Below are 23842 nucleotides of genomic sequence, written 5' to 3'. Positions count from 1 at the left end.
CTATCGATTATATTTTAGAAAGATTGAATGATTGAGATAATTGTCCTGATACTGAAAGTAATTCGTAATATTTTTGAATAATAGTTGCTTTAGACAAAGCTGTATTTATTTTGGCATTCAGATGTTCTACATCCGCTTCAACTAGGTCATTTGTATCTGATAAGCCATTGTCAAATTTATCTTTTACAAGTCTGTAGTTTTCTGCAGCTTGAAGAAGTGCTTCATCATAAACAACACTTTGATTAATAGCCAAGTCATAATCTTCTATAGATTTCTGAACTTCCACTTTAATACGATCTGTCATTACAGCTTCTGTGCTTTTTACTTCTAAAGCTCTGCTTTCAGCAGCTTTTACATTGGCGCTGTTTTTTAGAATTCCTGATAAATCATAAGATAAACCAATTCCAAAATTCATTGCATATTTAACAGTGATAAAATCTTTAAGATCCAAAGCTGTATAACCGCCTAATAATGCAAGCGAAGGATAATATCCTGATTTTGCAATCTTAATGTTGGCTTCGCTGGCTTTTTGCTGGAAACGAATTGCTTCTAAATCTTTTCTGTTCTCAAGTGCCAATGCATCAGATGTTGGCGCATTGCTTGTTTTTAAATTAAAGAAGTCAGCTTCATTAATCTGAAGTTTTACACTCGGATCTAATTTTAATAGCGTTGTCAGGTAAAAGTTGATGTTATTGATGTTGTTATTTGCTTCATCAATTGATAATTGCGTTTTTGAAACTAATAACTGTGATTTCAATAAATCATTTCTCGGAATGATTCCGTTTTTCTCCAATTCCGTAAAATCAGTTACACGCTGTTTTGCTTGTTTTTGATTTTCGTTTAAAAGATCTAATGTTTTTTGTGCTTTGTATAATGCAGTGTAATAGGTGATTACGCGTAAAGCAACATCTTCTTTGGTTTTTGCAGCATAAGAACTTTCCGCTTCGTATAAATTATCAGAAGCGATGATGCTGTTTTTAATTTTAAAACCTGAAAATATAGGCAAGCTAAGATTAGCCATTCCAAGCATCGCCTGATCTGGAGATGCCATAGGTTCAGCACTTGCTTGATCACCACCATTATTATGAAGATCAATAGAAGCTTTTGTCAATCTTTGGTATTGCCCTGAAATTTTTAGATCAGGATATTGATTGTTTTTAACCTCTTGTAATTCGTATTTTTTTGTGTTTACCTTAGTATTGGCAAGCGTAACTTCGTTACTTTTTTCCCAAGCCATTTTCACGGCTTCATCTAAGGTTAAACTTGTTTTTTCTTGTGCTTCTATTGATGATATTCCGATAAAGAAAATCCCAAAGAGCATTAATTGATTAATTTTCATAAACAAGTAGAGCTTTTATAGTTTGTTGAATGTGCTTTGTAAGACTGGTATTAATATAATCATTGTACAATGCTTCGGTATTTAAATGAAGCAAATCCTGAAAGAATAATTTGTTCATGTGAAAATGAAAAAATGTCCCCATTATAGTTGGGGTAATCAGCGGGATAATAATATCTTTTCTGAAAACGCCTTTTGTCTGACCTTCTCGGATAATGCTTTCCAGCGATTTTAAATTTCCTTTTTTCAGTTCTGTAAACGCCATTAAATTCTGTTCTCTTTTTTTTGAGGTAAATTCAAAGTGTAAGATTCTGAAAATTCCTCTGTTACAATTTATTCTGTTAATGTAAATTTCGATTAATTTATTGACTTTATCTAAAGGTTCTAGATTTTCCTGCAATAAATTTTCTAATTGTAATTTTAAATCAGAAGTTTTGTAAAGAATTAAAGCTTCAAGAAGTCTTTCTTTTGAACCAAAATAATACGAAACCATGGCAATGTTAATTTTTGCCTCTTTGGAAATATCCCGTATCGATGTACCTTCAAATCCTTTTTCTGAAAATAGCTTTTCAGCAACATCTAGAATCTGGATTTTTTTATCGTTTAATTCGATGTTTAACATGGTATTTTTTCTAATTAAGTACAAAATTAAACAAGCGTTTAATTTAAACAGGTGTTTAATTTTTATTTAACAAAATATTAACATAAAACGGTTTCGATTATTTAAAGCAAAAAAAAAGCTGAAACACTAAGTGTTTCAGCTGTATTACTTTATTTTGTCATTCCGACGAAGGAGGAATCACACTAATAATTCGACAAAGATTGGCGACTTTGCAAGCAGAATTTCTAGTGAGATTCCTCCTTCGTCGGAATGACAAACAGGATGTTTAGTTTCGATAATTAACGAATCTCCCCAACAAACTCTTTGATTTTTCCAGAACCGCTTTCACTCAAATGCTTAATAAAAGCACTTCCGATAATAGCCCCTTTTGCAAATTTAGTTGCTTGAGTAAAAGTTTCTTTATTTGAAATTCCGAAACCAATAATTTGTGGATTTTTCAAATTCATATTTGATATTCTTTCGAAATAATCTTCCTGAACATTTCCAAAACCAGATTGAGATCCCGTAACACTTGCAGAACTTACCATATAAATAAATCCGTTTGAAACGCTGTCAATAAAACGAATACGTTCGTCTGAAGTTTGTGGCGTAATCAAAAACACATTTATTAATCCGTATTTTTCGAAAATCGCTTTGTATTCATCTGCATAAACATCAACTGGTAAATCAGGAATAATAAGTCCGTCGATGCCAATCTCTGCACATTTTTTGCAAAAAGCCTCAACTCCATATTGCAACATCGGATTAAAATATCCCATAATAATCAACGGAATTTTTACGCTTTCGCGGATGTCTTTCAGCTGATCGAAAAGAACTTGGGTTGTCATTCCGTTATGAAGTGCCGCTGTAGAACTGGCCTGAATCGTTGGTCCGTCTGCCAAAGGATCGCTAAATGGCAAACCAATTTCGATTAAATCAACACCGTTTTTTTCTAAATCCTGAATAATCTGAAATGTATCATTTAAGTTAGGATATCCCGCAGAAAAATAAATAGAAAGGATCTTTTTATCTTCTTGTAATTTTTGAGTTATTCTGTTCATTTCGTTTTTTTTATTTTTTCTCCTAGCAGGTTTTCAAAACCTGTTAGGTATTAGTTTTTATTTTTGCCACTCCCGAAGTTCTCGGGATAAAGGATTTTACGGATTAACTGCAACTTTATTTCACTGAGATTAAAATCTATTTAAGCCAATTTGCGCAGATCTTTTAATTAATTTAAATCTGCTCTAATCTGCTTAATCTGCATGAAACCAATTTTTTTTAATCTTTAATCTTTGGTATTAATTTTAAATTTTCACTATCCTGCTTATCCAATTATCATTGTTCTTTTCTACCAATAATAATCCCGAATCCGAATCATTCATTTGTGCAATTAATTCACCCTTATTATTCCAAAAAGCACTTTTTCCGCCCGACGGATAACCCCACGATTCACCGCTGAAGTTGGACATCAAAACATTCATTTTGTGTTTTTGAGCATAACTTTGCAAATCTCGATATGCATTCGGAATTCCGTTTGGGGAAAAGAAAATACTCGCAATGTAAATATCAGTTTCTTTTTTGCACGCATTTTCTGGATGCAACGGATTATCAATATCGGCACAAATGGCAAAGGAGATCTTTTGATTTTCAATTTCCAGCATCGGATTGTAATCAAATGAAGATTGAAAAAAATCATCTTCGCCTTCATGCAGAAATTGTTTCGTGTAAATTGCAACCGAATTATCGGGAGAAATTACAAATTCGCCAATAAACAATTGATGTTCAATTTGAATTGGCGCCCCGGCAATAATTACAATATTATTTTTGACAGCTAACTTTTTCAGATGATCCAAACGTGCATCGTCTTTTTTGAAGGCTAATTTCTGTGCATTTTCTCTTTCATAACCTGAAATTGACAATTCAGGAAATGCAATTAATTGTGCTCCATTTTTTACAGCCAATTCGATAAGGCGATAATGATCTAATAAATTAGCCTCAATATTTCCTCGAGTTGGTTTTGTCTGTGCGGCAGCTAGAATCATTTTCTGTTTACAATTATTAATTTTCGATATATACCCAAGCAGTTGTTCCCGAATTTAAGGTAACCTGAACTCTTTTGTAAGAATTAGATTCAAATTGATCTGCTTTAGCTAAATCAGCTTTAGAAATAGAGAAAGCAACACCATGTATAATTTCTGATGGATTTTCACTTGGTACTACCACAACATAGTCTGCCATTCCAAATTCTTCTTCGATCTGCAGGCTTTTTAGTTTATAGCCAAGAAGCTGATCTGGAGTTCCGGTTAATAATTTATTAAAAACCCGCCTTTGAATTTCTTTTGATCTTAATGTTCCGTAAGAGAATAATTTTTCCATAATTGCTATTTGTTATTTTCCTCGTTATTTGTTTTTGCGTTAGGGATAGGAGCGGTATCCTTTTTTATGGCTTTTTCTGCCATAAAAAAGATATAGCGGATAGCCCGGCCGAAGGTAACGCCTAAATTGCTATTCTGTTATAATTTAAAATAATCGATATAATTGTCTAAATCTTTATCACCTCTTCCGGAAAGACTAATAACCACAATATCTGTCGGTTTAAATTTTTTCTGATCTAAAACTGCAAAAGCGTGCGCACTTTCAATAGCCGGAATAATTCCTTCTAGTTTAGTTAATTGCAACCCTGCGTTCATAGCATCATCATCTGTTACAGAGAAAAATTCACCACGGCCCGTTTGTGCCAAATGTGCATGCATTGGGCCAACACCAGGATAATCTAAACCTGCAGAAATAGAATACGGTTCTGTAATTTGTCCGTCTGAAGTTTGCATCAAAAGCGTTTTACAGCCGTGAATAACGCCCACTTTTCCTAATTTGCTCGTTGCTGCGCTGTGACCACTGTCAACACCTTTTCCGGCAGCTTCAACCGCAATAATTCCAACTTCTGGCTCGTGCAAAAAGTGATAATAAGTTCCGGCAGCATTACTTCCTCCGCCAATGCAAGCTACAACATAATCAGGGTTTTCACGTCCTTCTTTTTCCTTTAACTGCCATTTAATTTCTTCGGAAATTACACTTTGAAAACGCGTAACCATATCCGGATAAGGATGCGGGCCAATAGCAGATCCTATAATATAATGTGTGTCAACCGGATTATTAATCCAATCTCGAATCGCTTCATTTGTAGCATCTTTCAATGTTCTTGAACCCGAAAGTGCCGGACGAACTTCTGCACCTAACATTTTCATACGGGCAACGTTTGGAGCCTGACGCGCAATGTCTATTTCTCCCATGTACACGATGCACTCCATACCCATTAAGGCACAAACTGTTGCAGTTGCAACTCCGTGCTGACCAGCTCCGGTTTCGGCAATAATTCTTTTTTTGCCTAAACGTCTGGCAACCAATATCTGGCCGATCGTATTGTTTACTTTATGTGCTCCAGTATGATTTAAGTCTTCTCTTTTTAAGTAAACTTTCGTATTGTATTTTTCAGACAAACGCTTGGCAAAATACAATGGACTTGGGCGCCCAACGTAATCTTTCAGCAATTGATCAAACTCGGCCTTAAAATCAGGTTCGCTGGTTATTTTTAAATAATTCTGGCGTAATTCTTCTACATTTGGATACAGCATTTCAGGAATATATGCTCCGCCAAATTCACCGTAATATCCTTTTTCGTTAACGTTAAAATTCATTTTATTCCAATTTTAAAAGTTGGCAACATCAAATTTTCGTTTGAAATTGCTAAATAAGTTTCTGTTTTTAAGTCCCGGTTCGATTTCAAATTTACTATTTATATCGACTGCATAAATAGGAAGATTGGTTTTTGAAATTTCTTCGATCGCTTTTAATTCGTTTATTCCGATGCCACCGCTCAAAAAGAAGGGTTTATCAGACTTGTATTTTTTTAATATCGTCCAGTCAAAAGTGGTTCCGTTTCCGCCAGGTAATTTTCCTTTGGTGTCAAACATAAAATAATTGCAGACAGCTTCAAAAGGCTTTATAACTTCAAAATCGAAATTTTCATCGGCCGAAAATACTTTTATGATTTCGGTTTTCTTTGGTAATTGTTTTTTTAGTTCTGATAAAAATGCTACAGATTCATTTCCATGAAGCTGAACGGCTTGCAGATTGTATTTTGAAACTTTTTCGAGAATTTCTTCCTGACTCTGATTGACAAAAACACCCACTTTTTTGATTGTTTGTATAAGTTCCGGAATTTCTCCGTTAAAGTATCGCGCGGATTTCTCCCAGAAAATAAATCCCATATAATCGGGTAGGAGTGCGCCTACTTCGAGAATGTTTTCGGGATATTTCATGCCGCATATTTTGAGTTTCATTTTATTTTTGTTTTTGCCACGAAGGCGCTAAGACACTAAGTTTTTTTATTTTTTTTCCACGAATTTCACGAATTTCATTATTAAATTCGTGGTAAACTTTTACGCCTTTAGATTATTTATAAATTCTGTTGCGGCTTGTCCGGCATTGTCGGTTTTCATGAAGTTTTCTCCAATTAAGAAACCTTTGTATCCGTAAGGTTTTAGTTCCTGAATGGCTTCGATTGATGAAATACCGCTTTCTGAAACTTTTACAAATTCATTTGGGATTTGTGATGCTAATTCTTTACTGAAATCTAAACTTACTTCAAACGTTTTTAAGTTTCTGTTGTTTACTCCAATCATGTCTAAAGTTGGCATAATCGATTTTTCCAGTTCTTCCTGATTGTGAACTTCTAGTAAAACTTCTAAACCTAATTTCTTTGCAAATTCAGATAAAGATTTTATTTCTTCGCGGGTTAAAACTGCTGCGATTAACAAAATTAAATCGGCTCCAAAAGCTTTGGCTTCTAAAATTTGGTATTCATCGACTATAAATTCTTTTCGCAAAAGCGGAATATTTACACTCGCTCTGGCTAAAAGTAAATCGTCAAGAGAACCTCCAAAATATTTACCGTCCGTTAAAACCGAGATTCCACAAGCACCTGCGTTTTTATAACCCTTTACGACTTCTTCAACCGTAAAACTATGGTTGATTACTGATTTTGAAGGAGAACGGCGTTTGTGTTCGGCGATAATTCCGGTTGAACTTGTTTTTAGTTTCTGACTTAATGAAATTGTTTCTCTTCCAAAAAATACCGAAGCTTCCAATTGCGAGACTGGAATAATCGATTTTTTAAGAACGACTTCTCTTTGTTTGTCAAATATGATTTTATCGAGTATGTTCATTTTTTTATTTGTTTCAGGTTTCAGGTTTCAAGTTTCAGGTTCGCTCCAATAACTTGAAACCTGAAACAAAGAAAACTTGAAACTAAATTTTTATTTACTTAATTCTTGTAACTTTTTTAGAGCTTGATGTCCTTTTCCGGAGAATAGACTTTCTTTTGCTAATTCAAATCCTTCTAAAGGAGAACATTTTGTAACCGTTGCAATTGCCATTGCGGCATTGGCTAAAACCACATTGTTTTGCGCTTCGGTTCCTTTTCCTGAAATGATGTTGGTGAAAATTTTAGCCGATTCTTCGATAGTTTTTCCGCCTTCAATTTCTGTTTGTGATAAAAGTCTCACGCCAAAATCTTCGGGCTTCAACATTCCTTCCATGTGTGATGTGATCGTTTTGGTTGGACCTGTTAACGAGATTTCGTCATAACCGTCAAGCGAATGTAAAATGGTGAAATTGATATCCGTATTTTGATATAAATAGGCATACATTCTCGCCAATTCTAAGTTGAAAACGCCAACCAATTGATTTTGTGGAAATGACGGATTTACCATTGGTCCCAACATGTTAAAGAACGTTTTTACGGCTAATTCTTTACGAATTGGTCCAACATTTTTCATAGCTGGGTGAAATAGGGGAGCGTGCAAAACGCAAATTCCGGCTTTATCAATACATTTTTCTAAAAACGAAGGATCATTGCTGAATTTAATTCCCATTTTTTCCATCACGTTGCTTGATCCGGAAATAGATGAAACACCGTAATTTCCGTGTTTTGCTACTTTTATTCCCGCTCCGGCTGAAATGAAAGAAGCTAAAGTCGAAATATTGAAAGTATCTTTTCCGTCACCACCGGTTCCGCATAAATCGATTGTGTTATAGGCTGATAAATCAACGCGAACACACAATTCTAATAAAGCTTCACGGAAACCCGAAAGTTCATCGATCGTAATGCTTCGCATCATAAATACGGTCAAAAATGCCGAAATCTGACTTGGATTGTACTGACCGCTTGAAATATTAATCAACACATTTTTTGCCTCTTCTTTAGAAAGCACTTCGTGATTGATTAGTTTGTTTAATATAGTTTTCATTTTTTTTAAGTTGCTAAGGTTCTGAGGTTCTAAGTTTCAAGTTTCAGGTTTCAGGTTTCACGTTCAAACAACTTGAAACGTGAAACCTGAAACAAAAAAACTAGCTTCTAATCCAATTCTCTAAAATTCTTTTTCCTTTTGGGGTAAGCACACTTTCAGGATGAAACTGAACACCTCTTACATCAAAAATTTTGTGTCTTAGCGACATAATTTGTCCATTTTCGTCGATTGAAGTTGCTTCTAAAACATCTGGCAAATTAGCATCAACAACCCATGAATGATATCTTCCCACTTCGAATTCGTTTCCTAAACCTTCAAACAAAATTTCATCAGAAACTACCGTTTTTACATTTGTAGCAACGCCGTGGTATACTTTATCAAGATTTGAAAGTGTTCCGCCAAAAACTTCTCCAATCGCTTGTTGTCCTAAACAAACACCTAAAATGCTTTTTGTTGGCGCGTATTTCTGGATTACTGCTTTTAGTAAACCCGCTTCATCCGGAATTCCAGGTCCTGGAGAAAGTAATATTTTATCGAAAGAAGCGATTTCGTCAATTTCGAATTCGTCATTTCTGTAAACCGTTACTTCGCAGTTTAAATCTTCTAAATAGTGCACCAAATTATAAGTGAAACTATCGTAATTGTCTATAACTAATATTTTTTTCATGTTGTTTTTTGTTTCATGTTTCAGGTTTTTTTGGTTTCAAGTTCCAACAACGTGAAACCTGAAACTTTAAACCTGAAACTATTTTTTACTCTCGAACGTACTTTTCAGTGATAATACGGTTGATTCCTAATTTTTCTACTTTTTCGATTCCTTTTTGAATTAAGGTGTCGTTTTTAATTTTTACTACAAACTCAAATTTGCCGTTTTCCCATTGACGGTTATTGAAAAATTCCAGATTTTCTGTATAAATACTATCTTTCAAAGTATATTTTCCTCCTCCGCCAAAGAAAACTGCTGAACTGTCTTTTCCATTATTCAAATCATGATTAAAAAAAGCAAAATGAGTATCATTTATAATTTTAATCATTTTTGTTTTTGGATTAAAAGTCGAAAAAGTCGAATCTTTTTCAGTCGTTTGTGCCGATATCAGACGCCAGGTTCCGGTTATCGGAATTGTATTTGATTCTTTCTTCGTCTCGCATGAAGCGAACAATAAAACAGCAATTACAAACGGAATTATATTTTTCATAAGTTTAAATTTTGTTTCAGGTTTCAGGTTTTTTTAGCTTCAAGTTTCACGTTCCAATAACTTGAAACCTGAAACTTGAAACAAAAATTAAATTTTCTCTGCCATTTCCAGCGCTGTATTCAAAGCTCTCAATTTATTATACACTTCCTGCATTTCACTTTCTTCATCAGAACTGGCAACAATTCCCGCTCCGGCTTGACAATGTAGTTGGTGATTTTTACTCAGGAAAGTTCGAATCATAATGGCGTGATTAAAGTTGCCTTCAAAATCCATGAAACCAATTGCTCCGCCGTAAAAATTACGATTTGTTTTTTCATAATCTTCAATCAATTGCATTGCTCTGTGTTTTGGAGCACCGCTTAATGTTCCGGCTGGGAAAGTATCGGCAACAACTTGCATCGTCGTTGCTTTTTCATGTAAATGTCCTGTAACTTTAGAAACTAAGTGAATAACGTGAGAGAAAAACTGAACTTCTCTGTATTTTTCTACGTTTACATCATGACCATTTCGGCTTAAATCATTTCTTGCCAAGTCAACCAACATAACGTGTTCGCTGTTTTCTTTTTTATCTTCAGAAAGTTCTTTGGCTAAAAGTGCGTCGCGTTCATCATTTCCGGTTCTTTTAAAAGTTCCTGCGATGGGGTGAATTTCGGCTTTTCTATTTTTTACGATAATCTGTGCTTCGGGCGAAGACCCAAATATTTTGAAATCTCCATAATCAAAAAAGAATAAGTAAGGAGATGGATTAATGCTTCTTAAAGCTCTGTAAACATTGAATTCGTCACCTTTAAAACCTTGTGTAAAACGACGGGATAAAACCAATTGAAAAACGTCTCCTCTAAAACAATGCTTCTTAGCCAAAGCTACATTATGTTTGAATTCATCATCAGTTAAATTTGAGAATCCTTCGCCTTCTTTTGTGAATTTATAGGATGCAATATTTCGTGATTGCAATAATTGTTCAATTTCAGATATGTTGTTTCTTCCATCTACACTGTGGCAAAAAATGTAGGCTTCGTTTTTAAAGTGATTGATGGCTATAATGTTTTGATAAACCGCATAAAAAACATCCGGAATTGATGTAGCATTGTCTTTTTTGGCAATAGAAACTTTTTCGAAATAACGAACAGCATCATAAGAAATGTATCCGAATAGACCGTTATTGATGAATTTAAAGTCATTTTTCTCCGACTTAAACTGACTTGAAAATTCCTGAATTACTTCTGGAATATTGGTCGAAGCATCAATTGAAATTTTTTCTGAAGTTCCATCTGGAAAAGTCTTTGAAATAGTTTCGTTTTCAATTTTAATTGTTGCGATCGGGTTGCAGCAGATGTAAGAAAAACTATTGTCATTTCCATGATAATCACTACTTTCCAGCAATAAACTATTTGGGAATCTATCTCTAATTTTAAAATAAATACTTACCGGCGTAATCGTGTCTGCCAGAATTTGTTTGTAATGTGTGTTGAGTATAAAAGGTTTCAAAGTATGTTGTTTTTAATTTCTATTTATTTTTTCGTTTGAGTTATGACCAAAAAAAAAGGCTTGTCGTGATGACAAGCCTTTTATATTTATAGTTTTGAAAATACCATAGGAAGCTTAGTTCACGACGTTTGACGTAAATTCTTCCACCACCAAGTATTGTTCATTATTGTTCTCATATCTTATTTTGATTTCACAAAGATATAAATGTAATTTGGATTAGAATACATAAAATTTCAAAAAAATCTTTTCTAATTTTTGAATTTTGTTAAATTTTAAAATTAAAGCTTAGTCAGGACCTTAATTTCCAATTGCCAGCGTGTTGTTTACATTCATCCTAAAATCCGGATTTCCTTTGATGCTTGGCATAGTAAACAACTCACTATTTTTAATATTTGTGTATTGTATATCTGCTTCTGGCTTGTTATAAAAGCTTTGAATTTCTTTGTTTCCGCTTCCGGCTTCACTTGTAATACCGCCATTGCAATTGTTAACAACTAGGTTTTTAAAAGTAAGTTTAGCTAAATTTACTTCACCATTTCCAATGTTTCCTTCTAATAAAACAAAAGGTGTAAAACCAGAAATAATGCTGTTTGATAAATTAAAGAAAGTATCTTCTCTAACATAAACCGACTCTCTTACTAGTCCTTGATTGTTTTCTTCTAGATTTACTAAAGTGATATTGCTGGCATTAATTTTAGTCATTTTTTTGGTCATATCTGTATTTCCAATTTTATCGTAGGAATCAACTTCAAAACACCTTGAACCTGAGACATCAGATGAAAACGGATGACGAATAGCAATACTGTTATTTATATTGATTTGAGCGCCTTGTGTAAAATCAAAATCATCATCTGTAGTTCGGTAAGAAATTAAATTATTCAGGTTCAGATCGCCTCCATAACATTCAAAAGAATCATCATTAGAATAGCTGATTTGTATGTTGCTTAAAACTGTTTTTCTTCCAACTCCTGCTAAAGAAAGCCCATTAAGTTCTTTTAAAGCACTTAATTTTCTTCCAGAGTACTCAATACGAACATATTTTAAAATTCCAGAATTGTCTTCAGCATCCTGTCCTCCGTAATGATTTAGTCCAGGCTCCAAGTCAAAAGGCAATGTATGTAATCCGCCAAGGGTATTTATGGGTGCTTTTCCAAGAACAATGATACCGCCCCAATCACCAGGTTTTCTATCTGCTTTTTCTTTATTTGAAGTAAAAACAATGGGATCAGTTTCTAAACCTTCGGCCATAATTTTAGATCCGTTTGCAATAACAAGAGTACCGCAAGTTTTATCGTCGCCACGAATTACTGTTCCAGGTTCTATGGTTAAAACGGCATTATTGGTTACGTATACTACGCCAACAAGCTGGTAGGTATTGCGTTTTAATAATTTAGTGTCTTTATCTATAGTTCCGGCGATAATATTGGTTGCTTCGTTATATTCGGTATTGGCAGGTTTAAAATTGGTCCAGTTGCTCATCCAGTTGTTATTGCCTATAATTCCTTTGGGCTGTTGCTGGGCTTGAAGAAAAAAAGAGCTTAAAAGAGTAAGAATTGCAAATTGCATTTTTGTTTTCATAACTATGATTTTGATTTCTAGTTTTTGATTTTTTTTGTTAGCCCAAAATTAGAGGCCGAATGTTAATCAAAACACGGTCTGTTGTTATGAAAGTGTTAGTGCAGTATTAAGAACGTTATCTTTTTGAAAAGTAAATAAAATAACAAACCCCAATAACACTGGGCTATTGGGGTTTGTTTATGTAAGAATTACTTCGTTTAAAATATTAGAATTTTAAAGTTACAGCTAATTCGAAATCGTCATTGATAGTTTTGTCTCCTAAGTTTTCGAAGAAGTTACCAGAGTTGTATTTGATATCGTATTTAGTTCTGTCAACTTTGAAAGCAGTTGTAGCAGTGTTTCCAGCCACAGTGATGTCAAAAGTTACAGGTTTAGTGATTCCTTTGATAGTTAAGTCAGCAGTAACAGTGTAAACATCAGTAGATTTAGCTCCGATAGTTTTGAAAACTAATTTTGCAGTTGGATATTTATCAGTTCCAAAGAAATCGTCAGCTTTTAAGTGACCATTCAATTTCCCTTGGTATTCTCCAGTTAAATCTGTAGAAGTTAATGAAGTCATATCAACAGTAAAGCTTCCTCCAGTTAATTTTTTTCCTTTGAAAACTAAAGCTCCATCTTTAAAGTTTACAGTTCCAGAGTGCTCTCCAGTTACTTTTTTTCCTACCCATTTAATAGTAGATGCTTTTACGTCGATTTTTTTAGTTTGAGCATTTATTGAAATACTAGCCGCTGCTACGAATAATGCTATTGCAATTGTTTTTAAATTTTTCATGTTGTTTAAAATTGATTTTGGATTAATATTAATTATATAGTGATAAATAATTCTTCTTGAGATTTTCTAACTTTTTTGTAATGCTGTGTGTCATCTTCTTCATGTCTGTAACCTACAGCGGCAATTACAGAAGCGTTTAAGCCTAGTTTGTCTAAACCTAAGATTTCATTGAAAGCTGTCGGATTAAAACCTTCCATTGGTGTTGCGTCAATTTTTAATTCTGCTGCAGCACTTAATAAGTTTCCTAAAGCGATATAAGTTTGTTTAGCTGTCCAGATTTTTTTAAGATCATCAGACATTGGACTAATAGCACCTTTCATATAGTCGCTAAATCCAGCTAATGCTTCTTCAGGAATATTTCTTGTTTTAGAAATGTTTTGAATATATCCATTAATATGTGAATCATCTACTGCAGTTTGACTTGCAAAAACAAATATTTGAGAAGCATCTGTAATTTGAGTCTGACCATAGGCAGCTTCTTTTAATTTTGCTCTAATTTCTGGATTTTCAACAATTATTACTTTGTATAATTGCAATCCATAAGAAGAGGCGCTTAGTCTAACAGCTTCTTTTATTGTATTTAAATCAGCAGCAGAGATTTTTTTAGTTGCATCATACTTTTTAGTTGCATATCTCCAATTTAGATTTTCTAATAATGTGCTCATAAATATTAATTTTGTTGGGTTCGGTATTTTTCTAATAATTGATTTAATAATTCTAATTCCTTTTGGGTTATGTTCTCAGCAAATATGCGTTCGTGCTCATCTACTTTGGGGTCTAATTCCTTTAATACATCCAAACCTTTTTGGGTTATCGAAACTTCAATTTTACGTCGATTGCCAGGGCAAACATTTCGTGTCACAAAATCCTTCAATAACAGTTTGTCGACTAATCGGGTTGTGTTGCTTGTTTTTGCAAGCATACGTTCCTGAATGACGCACATATTAGCAGGTTTTCCTTTTTGTCCTCTTAATATACGCAACACATTATATTGTTCTCCAGATAAATCATACGGTTTTATCAACTCGTTGAAATGATCCTGAATCACATTTTGCGTGTACATGATATTCAGAATAACTTTTTTCGCATTATCCATCTTAACTGTACTTTTTATAACCTCTTCAATTGTCATAGTCGTAAGTGTATAATTTGTATATACAAATGTACAGGTTTTAATAGTTGTATATACAAATGTGATGTTAATTTTTTGTTAATTCAAATTTCATAGGGCATAACACATATGAAAACTAACTAAAAATAAGAATAAAAATGAGAATAAAAATAATTAATTTAAAAATGTAAAATATTGATTTTTTGATATTTAACTAAATCTTAAAGTTCTAATAGTAAAGAAATTAATCTAAATTTTACAGATAGGGGCGTGCCACCATCGCGATAAAAGGGCAAAAGAACTATGCGCATATACGCCCTTTTATCGCGATGCTGTCGGGCTATCCGCACTGCTTCGGCAGTTAGCTTCTATCCCTCACGCGAGCACACGACATGAAAAACCCGGCATGTTTAGAAAAGATGCCGGGTTTGATAAGAATAAACCTAACAGGTTTTAAAAACCTGTTAGGTTTGGTATAGTATATAAATAATAATTAGGAATCTTAATGAGGCAATTTATCTTTTATCAACCCATAAAACCAAGTTCCGGCAATTGCGCTCAATAAAGTAACTACAATTACAGTAACTCCAGTTCCAATTTGTGCAAATAGCGGTCCCGGACAAGCGCCAGTAATGGCCCATCCAAAACCAAACAGTAATCCGCCATAGATTTGTCCTTTACTGAAAACTTTAGGCTGAATTTCTATTTTTTCTCCTTGAATGGTTTTAATGTTGAATTTTTTAATCACTTGTACTGAAATGATTCCAACCACAACAGCACTTCCAATTACGCCGTACATAAAGAACGATTGCAATTGAAACATTTCTTGAATACGAAACCAGCTGATGATTTCGGCTTTTACGAATACAATTCCAAAAAAGATTCCAACCAGAAGATATTTTAAATTTCCTAATCCAGAATCTTTCAATTGACTTCCGTTGATTCCTTCTGTATCTGTATTTTTATTTTCTAAATTATTCATTTTTGAAATTTTAAAGTGAAAGAATATAAGGCAGAATCAAATTAGCCATAACAAAACCGCCAATCATAAAACAGATTGTGGCAACTAATGAAGGCCATTGCAAATTTGAAATTCCCATAATAGCATGCCCGCTCGTGCATCCGCCTGCGTAACGTGTTCCAAAACCGACTAAGAAGCTGCCAACTACAATCATGATAAAACCACGAAGTGTCAATAAACTTTCCCAAGAAAAAAGTTCTTTTGGCAATAATCCAGAATGATCTGTAATTCCGTAAGAAGCTAATTGTTCAGAAAGCTGTGGCGTAATTTCAACTGGATTTGGATTTGCTAACAAATAAGCAGCAATGATTCCGCCAAGAAAAATTCCGAAAACAAAAAATAAATTCCAGCTTTCTTTTTTCCAATCGTATTTAAAAAACGAAATATTCGCCGGAATACACATGGCGCAAATATGGCGCAATGAAGAGCTGATCCCAAAAGATTTATTTCCGATAATCAACAATACAGGCACAGTCAACCCGATCAACGGACCCGCAACATACCAAGGCCAAGGTTCTTTTATAATTTCTAACATTTTTTTAGGTTCAAAGGTTCAAAGGAACAGAGGTTCAAAGGGAAAAACTTTGCAGCTTTGAACCTTTGTCTCTCTGTACCTTAAAAATTTATTTTAATACTTTACTCTGACAAACAAAATCTGATTTTGGTATTTCGGTTTTTGCAATCGCTCCAAAACCGCCGTCAACTTCGCTGAAGTTTCTAAAACCGCGTGCCTGCAAAATAGAAGCTGCAATCATACTTCGATATCCGCCCGCACAATGCAGATAAAAATGCTCGTTTGGGTTAATATCTTTTACCCAGTCATTTATATAGGCAAGAGGTTTGCTGTAAGCATTATCAATATGTTCCGCTTCATATTCTGTTTCTTTTCGAATATCGATTACTTTATCGTCTTCAATCTTAAATTCGCTTGCGAATTGTTCTGCGGTAATTCGATTAACGGTATCAACTTCAAAACCAGCTTTTTGCCAAGCTTCAAATCCGCCTTCTAAATGTCCGATAATCGAATCAAAACCTACACGGCTTAAACGTGTTACGGTTTCTTCTTCTAAGCCATTTTCAGTAACTAATATAATAGGCTGTTTTACATTCGCAATCAAAGTTCCAACCCACGGCGCAAAATCACCATTGATCCCGATATTAATTGACTGCGGAATAAATCCTTTTGCAAAATCACCGCTTTTGCGAGTATCTAAAACTAAAGCTCCAGTTTCTTCGGCGACAGCCTCAAAATCTGTTGCTTTAATAGTTTTCATTCCATTATGCAAAACCGATTCGAAACTTTCGTAACCTTGCTTGTTCATTGCCACATTCATGCTGAAATAGGCTGGAGGAGGCAATAGACCGTCGGTTACTTCTTCAACAAACTCAGCTTCTGTCATATTCGCACGCAAAGCGTAATTCGTCGCTTTTTGATTCCCAATTGTCGAAACAGTTTCTTTACTCATGTTTTTTCCGCACGCGCTTCCCGCACCATGCGCCGGATAAACGATTACATCATCGGCCAAAGTCATAATTTTATTTCTTAAGGAATGAAATAAAATCCCAGCCAATTCATCTTGTGTCATTCCAGCAGCTTTTTGAGCTAAATCTGGTCGGCCAACATCTCCAATGAACAAAGTATCACCAGAAAAAATAGCATAGTCTTTTCCATTTTCGTCAATCAATAAATACGTTGTGCTTTCCATTGTATGACCTGGAGTATGCAATGCTTTTATAGTAATTTTTCCGATTTTAAATTCTTGTCCGTCTTTTGCAGAAATGCAGTCAAACTCACAAGCCGCATTTGGTCCGTAAACAATTGGAGCCTTAGTTTCTTTGCTTAAATCAATATGTCCAGAAACAAAATCAGCGTGAAAATGCGTTTCGAAAATATATTTTAATGTAACGTTATCGCGTTCTAAACGATCTAAGTAAGGCTGGATTTCTCGTAAAGGATCAATAATCGCAGCTTCTCCGTTTGAAGTTATATAATAAGCACCTTGTGCCAGGCATCCGGTGTAAATTTGTTCTATTTTCATGATATGAATTGAAGAATGATGGGTTACAAAGATAACTTTGTTTTTCTAGAAAATAAGTGACTAATGTTACAGAAATTTGATTTTTAATTAAAAAACAATTTCACCATATAAATGATATACCTTTATTTTAGCTTCACGCAGATTGCAGATTGTTTTAGATTACTTATAGCACTTATATGGTGCAAAAAAAAATCTATGTAATTTTACAACTGACGAAAATTATTGATATGAAGACAGAAGATTTATTGAATCAAATTGCTTTTATAAAAGAAATTGATAAAGTAAAATATATTCAGCGAAAAACAAAATTGTTTAACAGTGACCGTAATGAAAATGATGCAGAACACAGCTGGCATTTGGCTTTAATGGCAATTGTTTTGGCAGAACATTCAGATGAACCGATTGATATATTAAAAGTCGTAAAAATGGTTTTGATACACGATATTGTAGAAATCGACGCTGGAGATATTTTTATTTATGATGAAGTAAAAAATCATTCAAATACTGATGAAGAACGTTTGGCGGCGAATCGAATTTTTGGGTTACTTCCAAAAAAACAAGCTGAAGATTTTATTTCGATTTGGGAAGAATTTGAAGCCGGAGAAACCAACGAAGCTAAATTTGCAAAATCGATGGACCGATTAGAACCTTTACTGCAAAACACTTCTAACAACGGAGGCACTTGGAGAGAGTTTGGAGTGGCTTACGATAAGGTTTACGAAAAAAAGAGTGTTATAAAAAATGGTTCAAAATCGTTGTGGAATTACGCTGAAGGTTTGATTCATGAAAGTGTCGAAAAAGGGATCTTGAAAAAAGATTAAATTGACGATGGTCCCCAAGTTTGAACCTTAGGCTATTTTAAACATAGAGATGTCAGAACATAGTCCATTGTTTCAACCATTGGAGCGCAAAGAATATACGGCGTAATTTGTCATTTCGACCAAAGGGAGAAATCACACGCGGTATTCGACAAAGATTGGAAACTTTGCTTGTGGAGCTTCTAGTGCGATTTCTCCCTTTGGTCGAAATGACAAACTTGGAGGAGTACAGCCAAATAAAATTGTAACGTACTCTTTTAAATTGTTGAAAAGTTTAACAAATATAAGACGATAAACTTTTTTTTAAGGCTAACAATTCGGGTTTTAATGGGTAAATTTGTGAGACTTCATAAACAAATTACCACTATGGAAGAAATGCTTTTTTATGACCGAATGCAATTCGCCTTCACAATTACCTTTCACTATCTTTTTCCGCAGCTTACAATGGGTCTTTCGCTCATTATTGTGTACTTCAAATGGAAATACTTAAAAACTAAAGACGAACAATACAATCACGCCACTCATTTCTGGATGAAAATTTTCGCACTCAATTTTGCGATGGGCGTTGTAACCGGAATTCCGATGGAGTTTCAGTTTGGAACAAACTGGGCAAAATTCTCTGAGTTAACAGGCGGTATTATTGGTCAGACTTTGGCAATGGAGGGAATGTTTTCTTTCTTTCTCGAATCGTCATTTCTGGGAATATTTTTATTTGGAGAAAAAATCCTCGGACATAAATGGCATTTTGTAACGGGATTATTAATTATGATTGGTTCTTGGGCCAGCGGTTTTTTAATTATTGCTACACATTCGTGGATGCAAAATCCAGTAGGTTATGAAATTCTCGAGAACGGAAAATTTGTTTTGAATAATTTTCAGGCCTTATTTCTAAATCCTTGGCTTTGGCCTTCTTATTTGCATAATCAGGCCGCTTCTTTAGTTACAAGTTCTTTTGTTGTGGCGGGAATCGGAGCCTTTTATATTTTGAGCCAAAAGAATGTTTCTTTCGGAAGATTGTTCTTAAAAACGGGTGTTATTTTCGGATTGATTTCTAGCATTGTTGTAGCCGTTCCTACTGGAGATTTACTGGCAAAAAATGTGGTTAAATATCAACCTGTAACTTTTGCCGGAATGGAAGGAATTTTTCATACCGAGAAAAAAGGCTCTGAGATTGTCTTAATTGGTCAGCCCGATGTAAAAGATAAAAAACTCGATAATAAAATTGCCGTTCCTAATATTTTGAGTTTCCTTACTTACGGAAATTGGGATCAGGAAATTAAAGGTTTAGATCAGTTTGAAGAAGATCTTCATCCTACTAATATTTCTGGATTGTATTATGCGTATCACATTATGGTCGGACTCGGAACGGTATTTATCGGATTAATGATTTTGGCGCTTTTTCAATTAATAAGAAGAAAATTATACGAAACTAAATGGATTTTATGGTCACTAATGTTCATGATGCCATTTCCGTATATCGCTAATACAACAGGCTGGTACACGGCTGAGTTAGGAAGACAGCCTTGGCTGGTCTACAATTTAATGCGAACTGCAGCTGGAGCATCGCCAACGGTTTCATCCGGAAACACCTTGTTTACTTTGCTGGGTTTTATAGGATTGTACCTTTTACTCGGAATGCTGTTTTTGCTTTTAATTGGAAAAATTATCAATAAAGGACCTCATCACGTGGAACTTTCAACAGAAAAAATATAAGTATGGAATTTTTTTGGTACGTAGTTTTAATGGGAATTTTAGCTGTTTATATTGTTTTAGACGGTTACGATTTTGGAGCAGGAATTATTCATTTATTTTTTGCTGATACAGAAAAAGATAAAAAAGCCATTACCAGCGCTATCGGTCCGTTTTGGGATGCCAACGAAGTTTGGATTATCGCTGCCGGGGGTGTTTTGTTTTTTGCGTTCCCAACTTTATACGCTTCTTCTTTCAGTGGCTTTTATCTGCCTTTGATTATGATTTTATGGCTTTTGATTTTCCGTGCGATCGGACTTGAAATGCGCGGTCAAGTACATCACCCGATGTGGGAAAGTATCTGGGATAAAGCTTTTGGAATCGCAAGTTTGCTTTTAGCGCTTTTCTTCGGAATTGCTTTAGGGAATATCGTACGCGGTGTAAATCTCGGAATGGTGCAAAATGGCGTTTCTACACAAGAACCGCATTTTTTCTTTTTGCCTTTATGGAATCCAACTTTTAGTCCGCAGGCGAATGAATTGGGAATTATAGATTGGTTTACGCTTTTCCTCGGAATCGTAAGTGTCGTTGCCTTAACGATTCACGGTGCAAACTGGATTATTTTTAAAACCAATTCGTCTTTAAATACACAACTTAAAAATGTGGTGTTTAAACTGAACATTGTTTTACTGCTTTTGGTTTTTATTTCCTTGGGAATTTGGCACTTTATCGAGCCGGAACCGTTTCATAATTTTGTAGAAAACCCTATTCTATGGTTTTTCCCAATTATGACTTTTGTTGGAATTGCAGGTTTATTCAAAGTGCGTTCGTTTCAAAAAGACGGTCACGGATTTTTATTTTCAACCTTATTTTTAGTGGGAGGTTTTGCTTCAACAGCAGTTTCTATTTTCCCGAATGTTTTGCCATCGACGAATAAAGTAAATCCGTCCTTAACGATTTACAACACTGCCGCCGGAGAATACGGTTTAAATGCCGGATTGAGCTGGTTTTTTATTGCCTTGTTTTTGGTGATTATTTATTTTATAATTCAATATCGTGTTTTTAGCGGTAAAATGGATGAGGTTGGGTATGGGGAGCATTGATTTTTTTCTTACCATAATCACTACAATACCCAACGTTTGAAACAATTCAATGTTTTTCATTAATGAGAATTTAGCTAAGTATAAAATCAATAGCCTCCAGTTTTAACTGGAGGTTTTTTGTTTAAAATGAAGCAGGCTTTAGCCGAACTTTATAATTCGGCTAAAGCCTTTTTTGTATATATTTGATTATCTCCAGCTAAAGCAGGAGGCAATTCATAAGTAAAGAAATGAAAACAGATACGGTTTTGAAATTAAAATACTTGTAACCCAATGTTTGCGTTAGGGATAGAAGCGGTATCCTTTTTCTTGCTTCTTTAGCAAGGAAAAGATATAGCGGATAGCCCGGCCGGAGGAAACGCCCAAAATATTAAGATTCTATTTCTAATAAAAAAAAATCTTCTGAATCTGCCAGATCTGCGAGAGGAATAATCTTAAAACAAAACTTCTTTTGTAATAATATAAAATCCCATAACCAAAACAAACCAGCCAAAGATAGGCTTCAATTTAGTTCCGTCAATTTTTTTAGAAAGCTGGCTTCCGATAATCATTCCGGAAAGCGCCATTACAGAAACACCTAATAAAAAAGGATAATTTATTGGAGTTCCGATGTATAAATCACCCCCAAAACCTATAGAAGAATTGATTGTGATGATTAATAACGAAGTTCCTACTGCTTGTTTCATAGGTAAATTAGCGAAAAATAAAAGAGCAGGAATAATTAAAAATCCACCTCCGGCGCCAAGAAATCCTGTTATAATTCCGACAACAAAACCTATTATGCTTAATTGAATATAATTGGTTTCTGCTTTAATTTTGGGCTGGCTTTTTCTAATCATCGAAATTGCTGCGGTAATCATCAAAACAGAAAAGATAATCATGATCAAAAAATCTTTTGAAACAGAATAAGAAGCTATTGAAAATAAGGTCGAAGCAATTTGTGGAAAAATAACTTCACGTATAATCAAAATGGAAATTACAGATGGAATCGCAAAATACAATGCCGATTTTAATTTAAGATTTCCCATTTTATAATGACTGTAACTGCCAAACAAAGCGGTTAAACCCACAATAAATAAAGAGTAAGATGTTGCCTGTTCCGGATTTACTTTAAATAAATACACTAAAATAGGAATCGTCAATATAGAACCGCCACCGCCAATTAAGCCAAGCGAGATTCCGATAATGATTGAAGCAAAATATCCTAAATATTCCATTGTATTTATTTTTTACAAAGGTGATTCGGAAATTATGAATCTACAGTAACATTTATCACAGAAGAGAATATTGATAAAAAATAATTTTACCATTAAGATATTAAGTTAATGAAGATGCAGCGCTTAATTTTTCCTGAGTAAATTAAGAGGTAAAAAAGTAAGCTTAATTATCTTAATATCTTAATGGTTTAATCAAAAAAAATTAGTGTTAATCCGTGTAATTCGTGTTTAATAACTCAATTTGGTTTCGGTTTAATTTGACCAAACCTCGCTGTTCCATTTTTTTGAGTAATCTTGACACGACTTCCCGTGAAGTGTTTAATTCGGTTGCGATTTCTTGGTGCGAAAGTTTTACTTCAGAACAGCCACAGGCATCAGAATGTCTTTTTAAATAAAATTCTAAACGTTCATCCATAGAGCGGAAAGCAATATTATCGACAACTTCCAGTACTTCTTCAAAACGGCTTCTGTAAGTTTCTATAACAAATTCGTACCAAGATCTGTGTTCCATCATCCATTTGTCCATCATTTGCAAGGGAATCATCATGACGGAGACATCTTCTACGACCTTTGCCATGATTTGGCTTTTTTCGCTTTTGGCAGTACAAATCATCGAAATTGCACAGGCTTGACCAGGTTGTAAATAATACATTAAAAATTCGCCGCCATCTTCGCCTTCGCGATAAATTTTGATTTTTCCTTTGGTGATCAAAACCGTGTTTTTGATGTACTGTCCCGTGCGCATTAAAATCGTTCCGGCTTCAAAATCTTGCGCACTTCCGTTTTCTTCGATAGTCGAAATAAGTTCTGTAGAGAAAGTAGGAAATATGTTTTTTAATGAATTTTGCATTGATTTATAGTATTATGAAGCACAGATTTACGTATTGAACAGATTATCGCAGGTTTTTATTTTGTCACCATTTAATTTAATTTTTGCAAATTGATTATTTGCAGCACTTTTGTCAAAATAATATTAAAGCATATAATTTATTACAAAGATAGTAGATTGAATTGGCATTAATTATCAGAAAACTATTTTAAGATCCTTTTTATGAAAATGAAAAAATCCTATTTTCGATCGAGTTTATAGACTATATTTTTAAAAATAGTAAGTAAATTTGTATTTCACTGATTATAATCCTTTCTCTAAAACGTTTTCTGAGAATAATAATCGAAATCGCATTTGGCACGTTTTTAATTAATAGAAACGTCGTAATTTTACAAAAAACACATATTATGAATTTATCACAAGAAGATTGGGTTGCTCAGTTAAACGCTGACGAAAATGCAGTTATACTTGACGTAAGAACTGAAGACGAATTTAATGACGGCTATATTGAAAATGCTTTAAACATTGATATCAATAAAGGTCAAGGTTTTATTTATGAAATCGAAGAATTAGATAAAAATAAAAATTACTATGTGTATTGCCGTTCTGGAGCTAGAAGTGCTAAAGCATGTCAGATTATGAATGAATTAGGGATTAACAATGCCTATAATCTGCTTGGTGGAATTCTGGACTGGGAAGGGGAAACCGTGAATCCATAAAAAGAAAAAGAGGCATAAAA

25 protein-coding genes are annotated in these 23842 nt (G+C 34.2%); 4 read left to right on the top strand and 21 right to left on the bottom strand.

Going from position 1 to position 23842, the window contains the following annotated elements:
* Positions 1-7 precede the first annotated feature (7 nt).
* The 19 genes from IR010_RS12880 to IR010_RS12790 all read right to left on the bottom strand — a co-directional run bounded on the left by IR010_RS12880 (position 8) and on the right by IR010_RS12790 (position 17450).
* The gene (locus IR010_RS12880) at positions 8-1339 is read right to left on the bottom strand and encodes a TolC family protein (RefSeq protein ID WP_194569940.1); all 1332 of its coding nucleotides are present in this window, start codon (positions 1337-1339) and stop codon (positions 8-10) included.
* Positions 1329-1958 (bottom strand): TetR/AcrR family transcriptional regulator, encoded by a 630-nt coding sequence (locus IR010_RS12875; protein WP_029272804.1) that lies wholly within the window; start codon positions 1956-1958, stop codon positions 1329-1331. The genes IR010_RS12880 and IR010_RS12875 overlap by 11 nt, the downstream gene beginning before the upstream one ends.
* A 278-nt stretch (positions 1959-2236) precedes the next feature.
* Positions 2237-2998: a tryptophan synthase subunit alpha gene (gene trpA / locus IR010_RS12870; protein WP_194604390.1), complete on the bottom strand. Its 762-nt coding sequence runs from the start codon at positions 2996-2998 to the stop codon at positions 2237-2239.
* A gap of 243 nt (positions 2999-3241) precedes the next feature.
* Positions 3242-3979: a carbon-nitrogen hydrolase family protein gene (locus IR010_RS12865; protein WP_194569936.1), complete on the bottom strand. Its 738-nt coding sequence runs from the start codon at positions 3977-3979 to the stop codon at positions 3242-3244.
* A 16-nt stretch (positions 3980-3995) separates the two neighbouring features.
* A complete protein-coding gene (locus tag IR010_RS12860) occupies positions 3996-4313 on the bottom strand; it encodes a gamma-glutamylcyclotransferase family protein (RefSeq protein WP_029272807.1) in 318 nt (105 codons plus the stop codon).
* Positions 4314-4450: 137 nt separating this feature from the next.
* Complete coding sequence (gene trpB, locus IR010_RS12855) at positions 4451-5632, bottom strand: tryptophan synthase subunit beta (protein ID WP_029272808.1); 1182 nt, start codon at positions 5630-5632, stop codon at positions 4451-4453.
* 12 nt (positions 5633-5644) lie between these two features.
* A complete protein-coding gene (locus IR010_RS12850) occupies positions 5645-6277 on the bottom strand; it encodes a phosphoribosylanthranilate isomerase (RefSeq protein WP_194569932.1) in 633 nt (210 codons plus the stop codon).
* A gap of 99 nt (positions 6278-6376) precedes the next feature.
* Positions 6377-7162 (bottom strand): indole-3-glycerol phosphate synthase TrpC, encoded by a 786-nt coding sequence (trpC, locus tag IR010_RS12845; protein WP_194604387.1) that lies wholly within the window; start codon positions 7160-7162, stop codon positions 6377-6379.
* A gap of 90 nt (positions 7163-7252) precedes the next feature.
* Positions 7253-8245 carry an anthranilate phosphoribosyltransferase gene (gene trpD / locus IR010_RS12840; RefSeq protein ID WP_194604384.1) on the bottom strand — a complete coding sequence of 331 codons (993 nt, stop codon included), beginning with the start codon at positions 8243-8245 and terminating at the stop codon, positions 7253-7255.
* A gap of 100 nt (positions 8246-8345) precedes the next feature.
* The gene (locus tag IR010_RS12835; RefSeq protein ID WP_194569926.1) at positions 8346-8912 is read right to left on the bottom strand and encodes an anthranilate synthase component II; all 567 of its coding nucleotides are present in this window, start codon (positions 8910-8912) and stop codon (positions 8346-8348) included.
* 85 nt (positions 8913-8997) lie between these two features.
* Positions 8998-9441 carry a hypothetical protein gene (locus tag IR010_RS12830; RefSeq protein ID WP_194604381.1) on the bottom strand — a complete coding sequence of 148 codons (444 nt, stop codon included), beginning with the start codon at positions 9439-9441 and terminating at the stop codon, positions 8998-9000.
* Positions 9442-9528: 87 nt separating this feature from the next.
* Complete coding sequence (locus IR010_RS12825; protein ID WP_194604378.1) at positions 9529-10929, bottom strand: anthranilate synthase component I family protein; 1401 nt, start codon at positions 10927-10929, stop codon at positions 9529-9531.
* A 297-nt stretch (positions 10930-11226) separates the two neighbouring features.
* Positions 11227-12507, bottom strand: a complete 1281-nt coding sequence (locus tag IR010_RS12820; protein WP_194569922.1) for a hypothetical protein — start codon at positions 12505-12507, stop codon at positions 11227-11229.
* Between the two features lie 205 nt (positions 12508-12712).
* Positions 12713-13279, bottom strand: a complete 567-nt coding sequence (locus tag IR010_RS12815; protein WP_194604375.1) for a YceI family protein — start codon at positions 13277-13279, stop codon at positions 12713-12715.
* A 32-nt stretch (positions 13280-13311) separates the two neighbouring features.
* On the bottom strand, positions 13312-13944 hold the full coding sequence (locus tag IR010_RS12810) for an NAD(P)H-dependent oxidoreductase (protein ID WP_029272818.1): 633 nt from the start codon (positions 13942-13944) through the stop codon (positions 13312-13314).
* A 5-nt stretch (positions 13945-13949) separates the two neighbouring features.
* Entirely contained in the window at positions 13950-14411 is a 462-nt protein-coding gene (locus IR010_RS12805; protein ID WP_194604372.1) for a MarR family winged helix-turn-helix transcriptional regulator, read from the bottom strand.
* 481 nt (positions 14412-14892) lie between these two features.
* On the bottom strand, positions 14893-15372 hold the full coding sequence (locus tag IR010_RS12800; RefSeq protein WP_194604369.1) for a DUF6691 family protein: 480 nt from the start codon (positions 15370-15372) through the stop codon (positions 14893-14895).
* 10 nt (positions 15373-15382) lie between these two features.
* Positions 15383-15946: a YeeE/YedE family protein gene (locus IR010_RS12795; protein ID WP_194604367.1), complete on the bottom strand. Its 564-nt coding sequence runs from the start codon at positions 15944-15946 to the stop codon at positions 15383-15385.
* Positions 15947-16034: 88 nt separating this feature from the next.
* Positions 16035-17450 (bottom strand): MBL fold metallo-hydrolase, encoded by a 1416-nt coding sequence (locus IR010_RS12790; protein WP_194604364.1) that lies wholly within the window; start codon positions 17448-17450, stop codon positions 16035-16037.
* A gap of 227 nt (positions 17451-17677) precedes the next feature.
* Between IR010_RS12790 and IR010_RS12785 the strand changes: the two genes are divergently transcribed.
* From IR010_RS12785 to cydB, 3 genes are all read left to right on the top strand, one after another.
* Positions 17678-18271, top strand: coding sequence for an HD domain-containing protein (locus IR010_RS12785; protein ID WP_194604361.1), 594 nt, complete (start codon positions 17678-17680; stop codon positions 18269-18271).
* A gap of 363 nt (positions 18272-18634) precedes the next feature.
* Positions 18635-19981: a cytochrome ubiquinol oxidase subunit I gene (locus IR010_RS12780; RefSeq protein ID WP_029272824.1), complete on the top strand. Its 1347-nt coding sequence runs from the start codon at positions 18635-18637 to the stop codon at positions 19979-19981.
* A 2-nt stretch (positions 19982-19983) separates the two neighbouring features.
* Entirely contained in the window at positions 19984-21060 is a 1077-nt protein-coding gene (gene cydB, locus IR010_RS12775) for a cytochrome d ubiquinol oxidase subunit II (protein ID WP_029272825.1), read from the top strand.
* A 431-nt stretch (positions 21061-21491) separates the two neighbouring features.
* On the opposite strand, the gene IR010_RS12770 is transcribed toward cydB, so the two are convergent.
* Positions 21492-22274: a sulfite exporter TauE/SafE family protein gene (locus tag IR010_RS12770; RefSeq protein ID WP_194604359.1), complete on the bottom strand. Its 783-nt coding sequence runs from the start codon at positions 22272-22274 to the stop codon at positions 21492-21494.
* A 208-nt stretch (positions 22275-22482) separates the two neighbouring features.
* On the bottom strand, positions 22483-23124 hold the full coding sequence (locus tag IR010_RS12765; protein WP_194569910.1) for a Crp/Fnr family transcriptional regulator: 642 nt from the start codon (positions 23122-23124) through the stop codon (positions 22483-22485).
* 386 nt (positions 23125-23510) lie between these two features.
* Between IR010_RS12765 and IR010_RS12760 the strand changes: the two genes are divergently transcribed.
* On the top strand, positions 23511-23822 hold the full coding sequence (locus tag IR010_RS12760; protein WP_029272829.1) for a rhodanese-like domain-containing protein: 312 nt from the start codon (positions 23511-23513) through the stop codon (positions 23820-23822).
* The last annotated feature ends 20 nt before the right edge of the window (positions 23823-23842 follow it).

Origin of the sequence: Flavobacterium sp. MR2016-29, from assembly GCF_015350695.1 — a bacterium.
GTDB lineage: Bacteria > Bacteroidota > Bacteroidia > Flavobacteriales > Flavobacteriaceae > Flavobacterium.
The sequence above is the reverse complement of the archived record's forward strand: the minus strand, read 5'-3'. Positions and strand labels throughout refer to the sequence as shown.

Coding starts and splice junctions, on each gene's coding strand:
- IR010_RS12880 (WP_194569940.1), bottom strand. CDS start 1,339: ATGAAAATTAATCAATTAATGCTCTTTGGGATTTTCTTTATCGGAATA.
- IR010_RS12875 (WP_029272804.1), bottom strand. CDS start 1,958: ATGTTAAACATCGAATTAAACGATAAAAAAATCCAGATTCTAGATGTT.
- trpA (WP_194604390.1), bottom strand. CDS start 2,998: ATGAACAGAATAACTCAAAAATTACAAGAAGATAAAAAGATCCTTTCT.
- IR010_RS12865 (WP_194569936.1), bottom strand. CDS start 3,979: ATGATTCTAGCTGCCGCACAGACAAAACCAACTCGAGGAAATATTGAG.
- IR010_RS12860 (WP_029272807.1), bottom strand. CDS start 4,313: ATGGAAAAATTATTCTCTTACGGAACATTAAGATCAAAAGAAATTCAA.
- trpB (WP_029272808.1), bottom strand. CDS start 5,632: ATGAATTTTAACGTTAACGAAAAAGGATATTACGGTGAATTTGGCGGA.
- IR010_RS12850 (WP_194569932.1), bottom strand. CDS start 6,277: ATGAAACTCAAAATATGCGGCATGAAATATCCCGAAAACATTCTCGAA.
- trpC (WP_194604387.1), bottom strand. CDS start 7,162: ATGAACATACTCGATAAAATCATATTTGACAAACAAAGAGAAGTCGTT.
- trpD (WP_194604384.1), bottom strand. CDS start 8,245: ATGAAAACTATATTAAACAAACTAATCAATCACGAAGTGCTTTCTAAA.
- IR010_RS12835 (WP_194569926.1), bottom strand. CDS start 8,912: ATGAAAAAAATATTAGTTATAGACAATTACGATAGTTTCACTTATAAT.
- IR010_RS12830 (WP_194604381.1), bottom strand. CDS start 9,441: ATGAAAAATATAATTCCGTTTGTAATTGCTGTTTTATTGTTCGCTTCA.
- IR010_RS12820 (WP_194569922.1), bottom strand. CDS start 12,507: ATGAAAACAAAAATGCAATTTGCAATTCTTACTCTTTTAAGCTCTTTT.
- IR010_RS12815 (WP_194604375.1), bottom strand. CDS start 13,279: ATGAAAAATTTAAAAACAATTGCAATAGCATTATTCGTAGCAGCGGCT.
- IR010_RS12810 (WP_029272818.1), bottom strand. CDS start 13,944: ATGAGCACATTATTAGAAAATCTAAATTGGAGATATGCAACTAAAAAG.
- IR010_RS12805 (WP_194604372.1), bottom strand. CDS start 14,411: ATGACAATTGAAGAGGTTATAAAAAGTACAGTTAAGATGGATAATGCG.
- IR010_RS12800 (WP_194604369.1), bottom strand. CDS start 15,372: ATGAATAATTTAGAAAATAAAAATACAGATACAGAAGGAATCAACGGA.
- IR010_RS12795 (WP_194604367.1), bottom strand. CDS start 15,946: ATGTTAGAAATTATAAAAGAACCTTGGCCTTGGTATGTTGCGGGTCCG.
- IR010_RS12790 (WP_194604364.1), bottom strand. CDS start 17,450: ATGAAAATAGAACAAATTTACACCGGATGCCTGGCACAAGGTGCTTAT.
- IR010_RS12785 (WP_194604361.1), top strand. CDS start 17,678: ATGAAGACAGAAGATTTATTGAATCAAATTGCTTTTATAAAAGAAATT.
- IR010_RS12780 (WP_029272824.1), top strand. CDS start 18,635: ATGGAAGAAATGCTTTTTTATGACCGAATGCAATTCGCCTTCACAATT.
- cydB (WP_029272825.1), top strand. CDS start 19,984: ATGGAATTTTTTTGGTACGTAGTTTTAATGGGAATTTTAGCTGTTTAT.
- IR010_RS12770 (WP_194604359.1), bottom strand. CDS start 22,274: ATGGAATATTTAGGATATTTTGCTTCAATCATTATCGGAATCTCGCTT.
- IR010_RS12765 (WP_194569910.1), bottom strand. CDS start 23,124: ATGCAAAATTCATTAAAAAACATATTTCCTACTTTCTCTACAGAACTT.
- IR010_RS12760 (WP_029272829.1), top strand. CDS start 23,511: ATGAATTTATCACAAGAAGATTGGGTTGCTCAGTTAAACGCTGACGAA.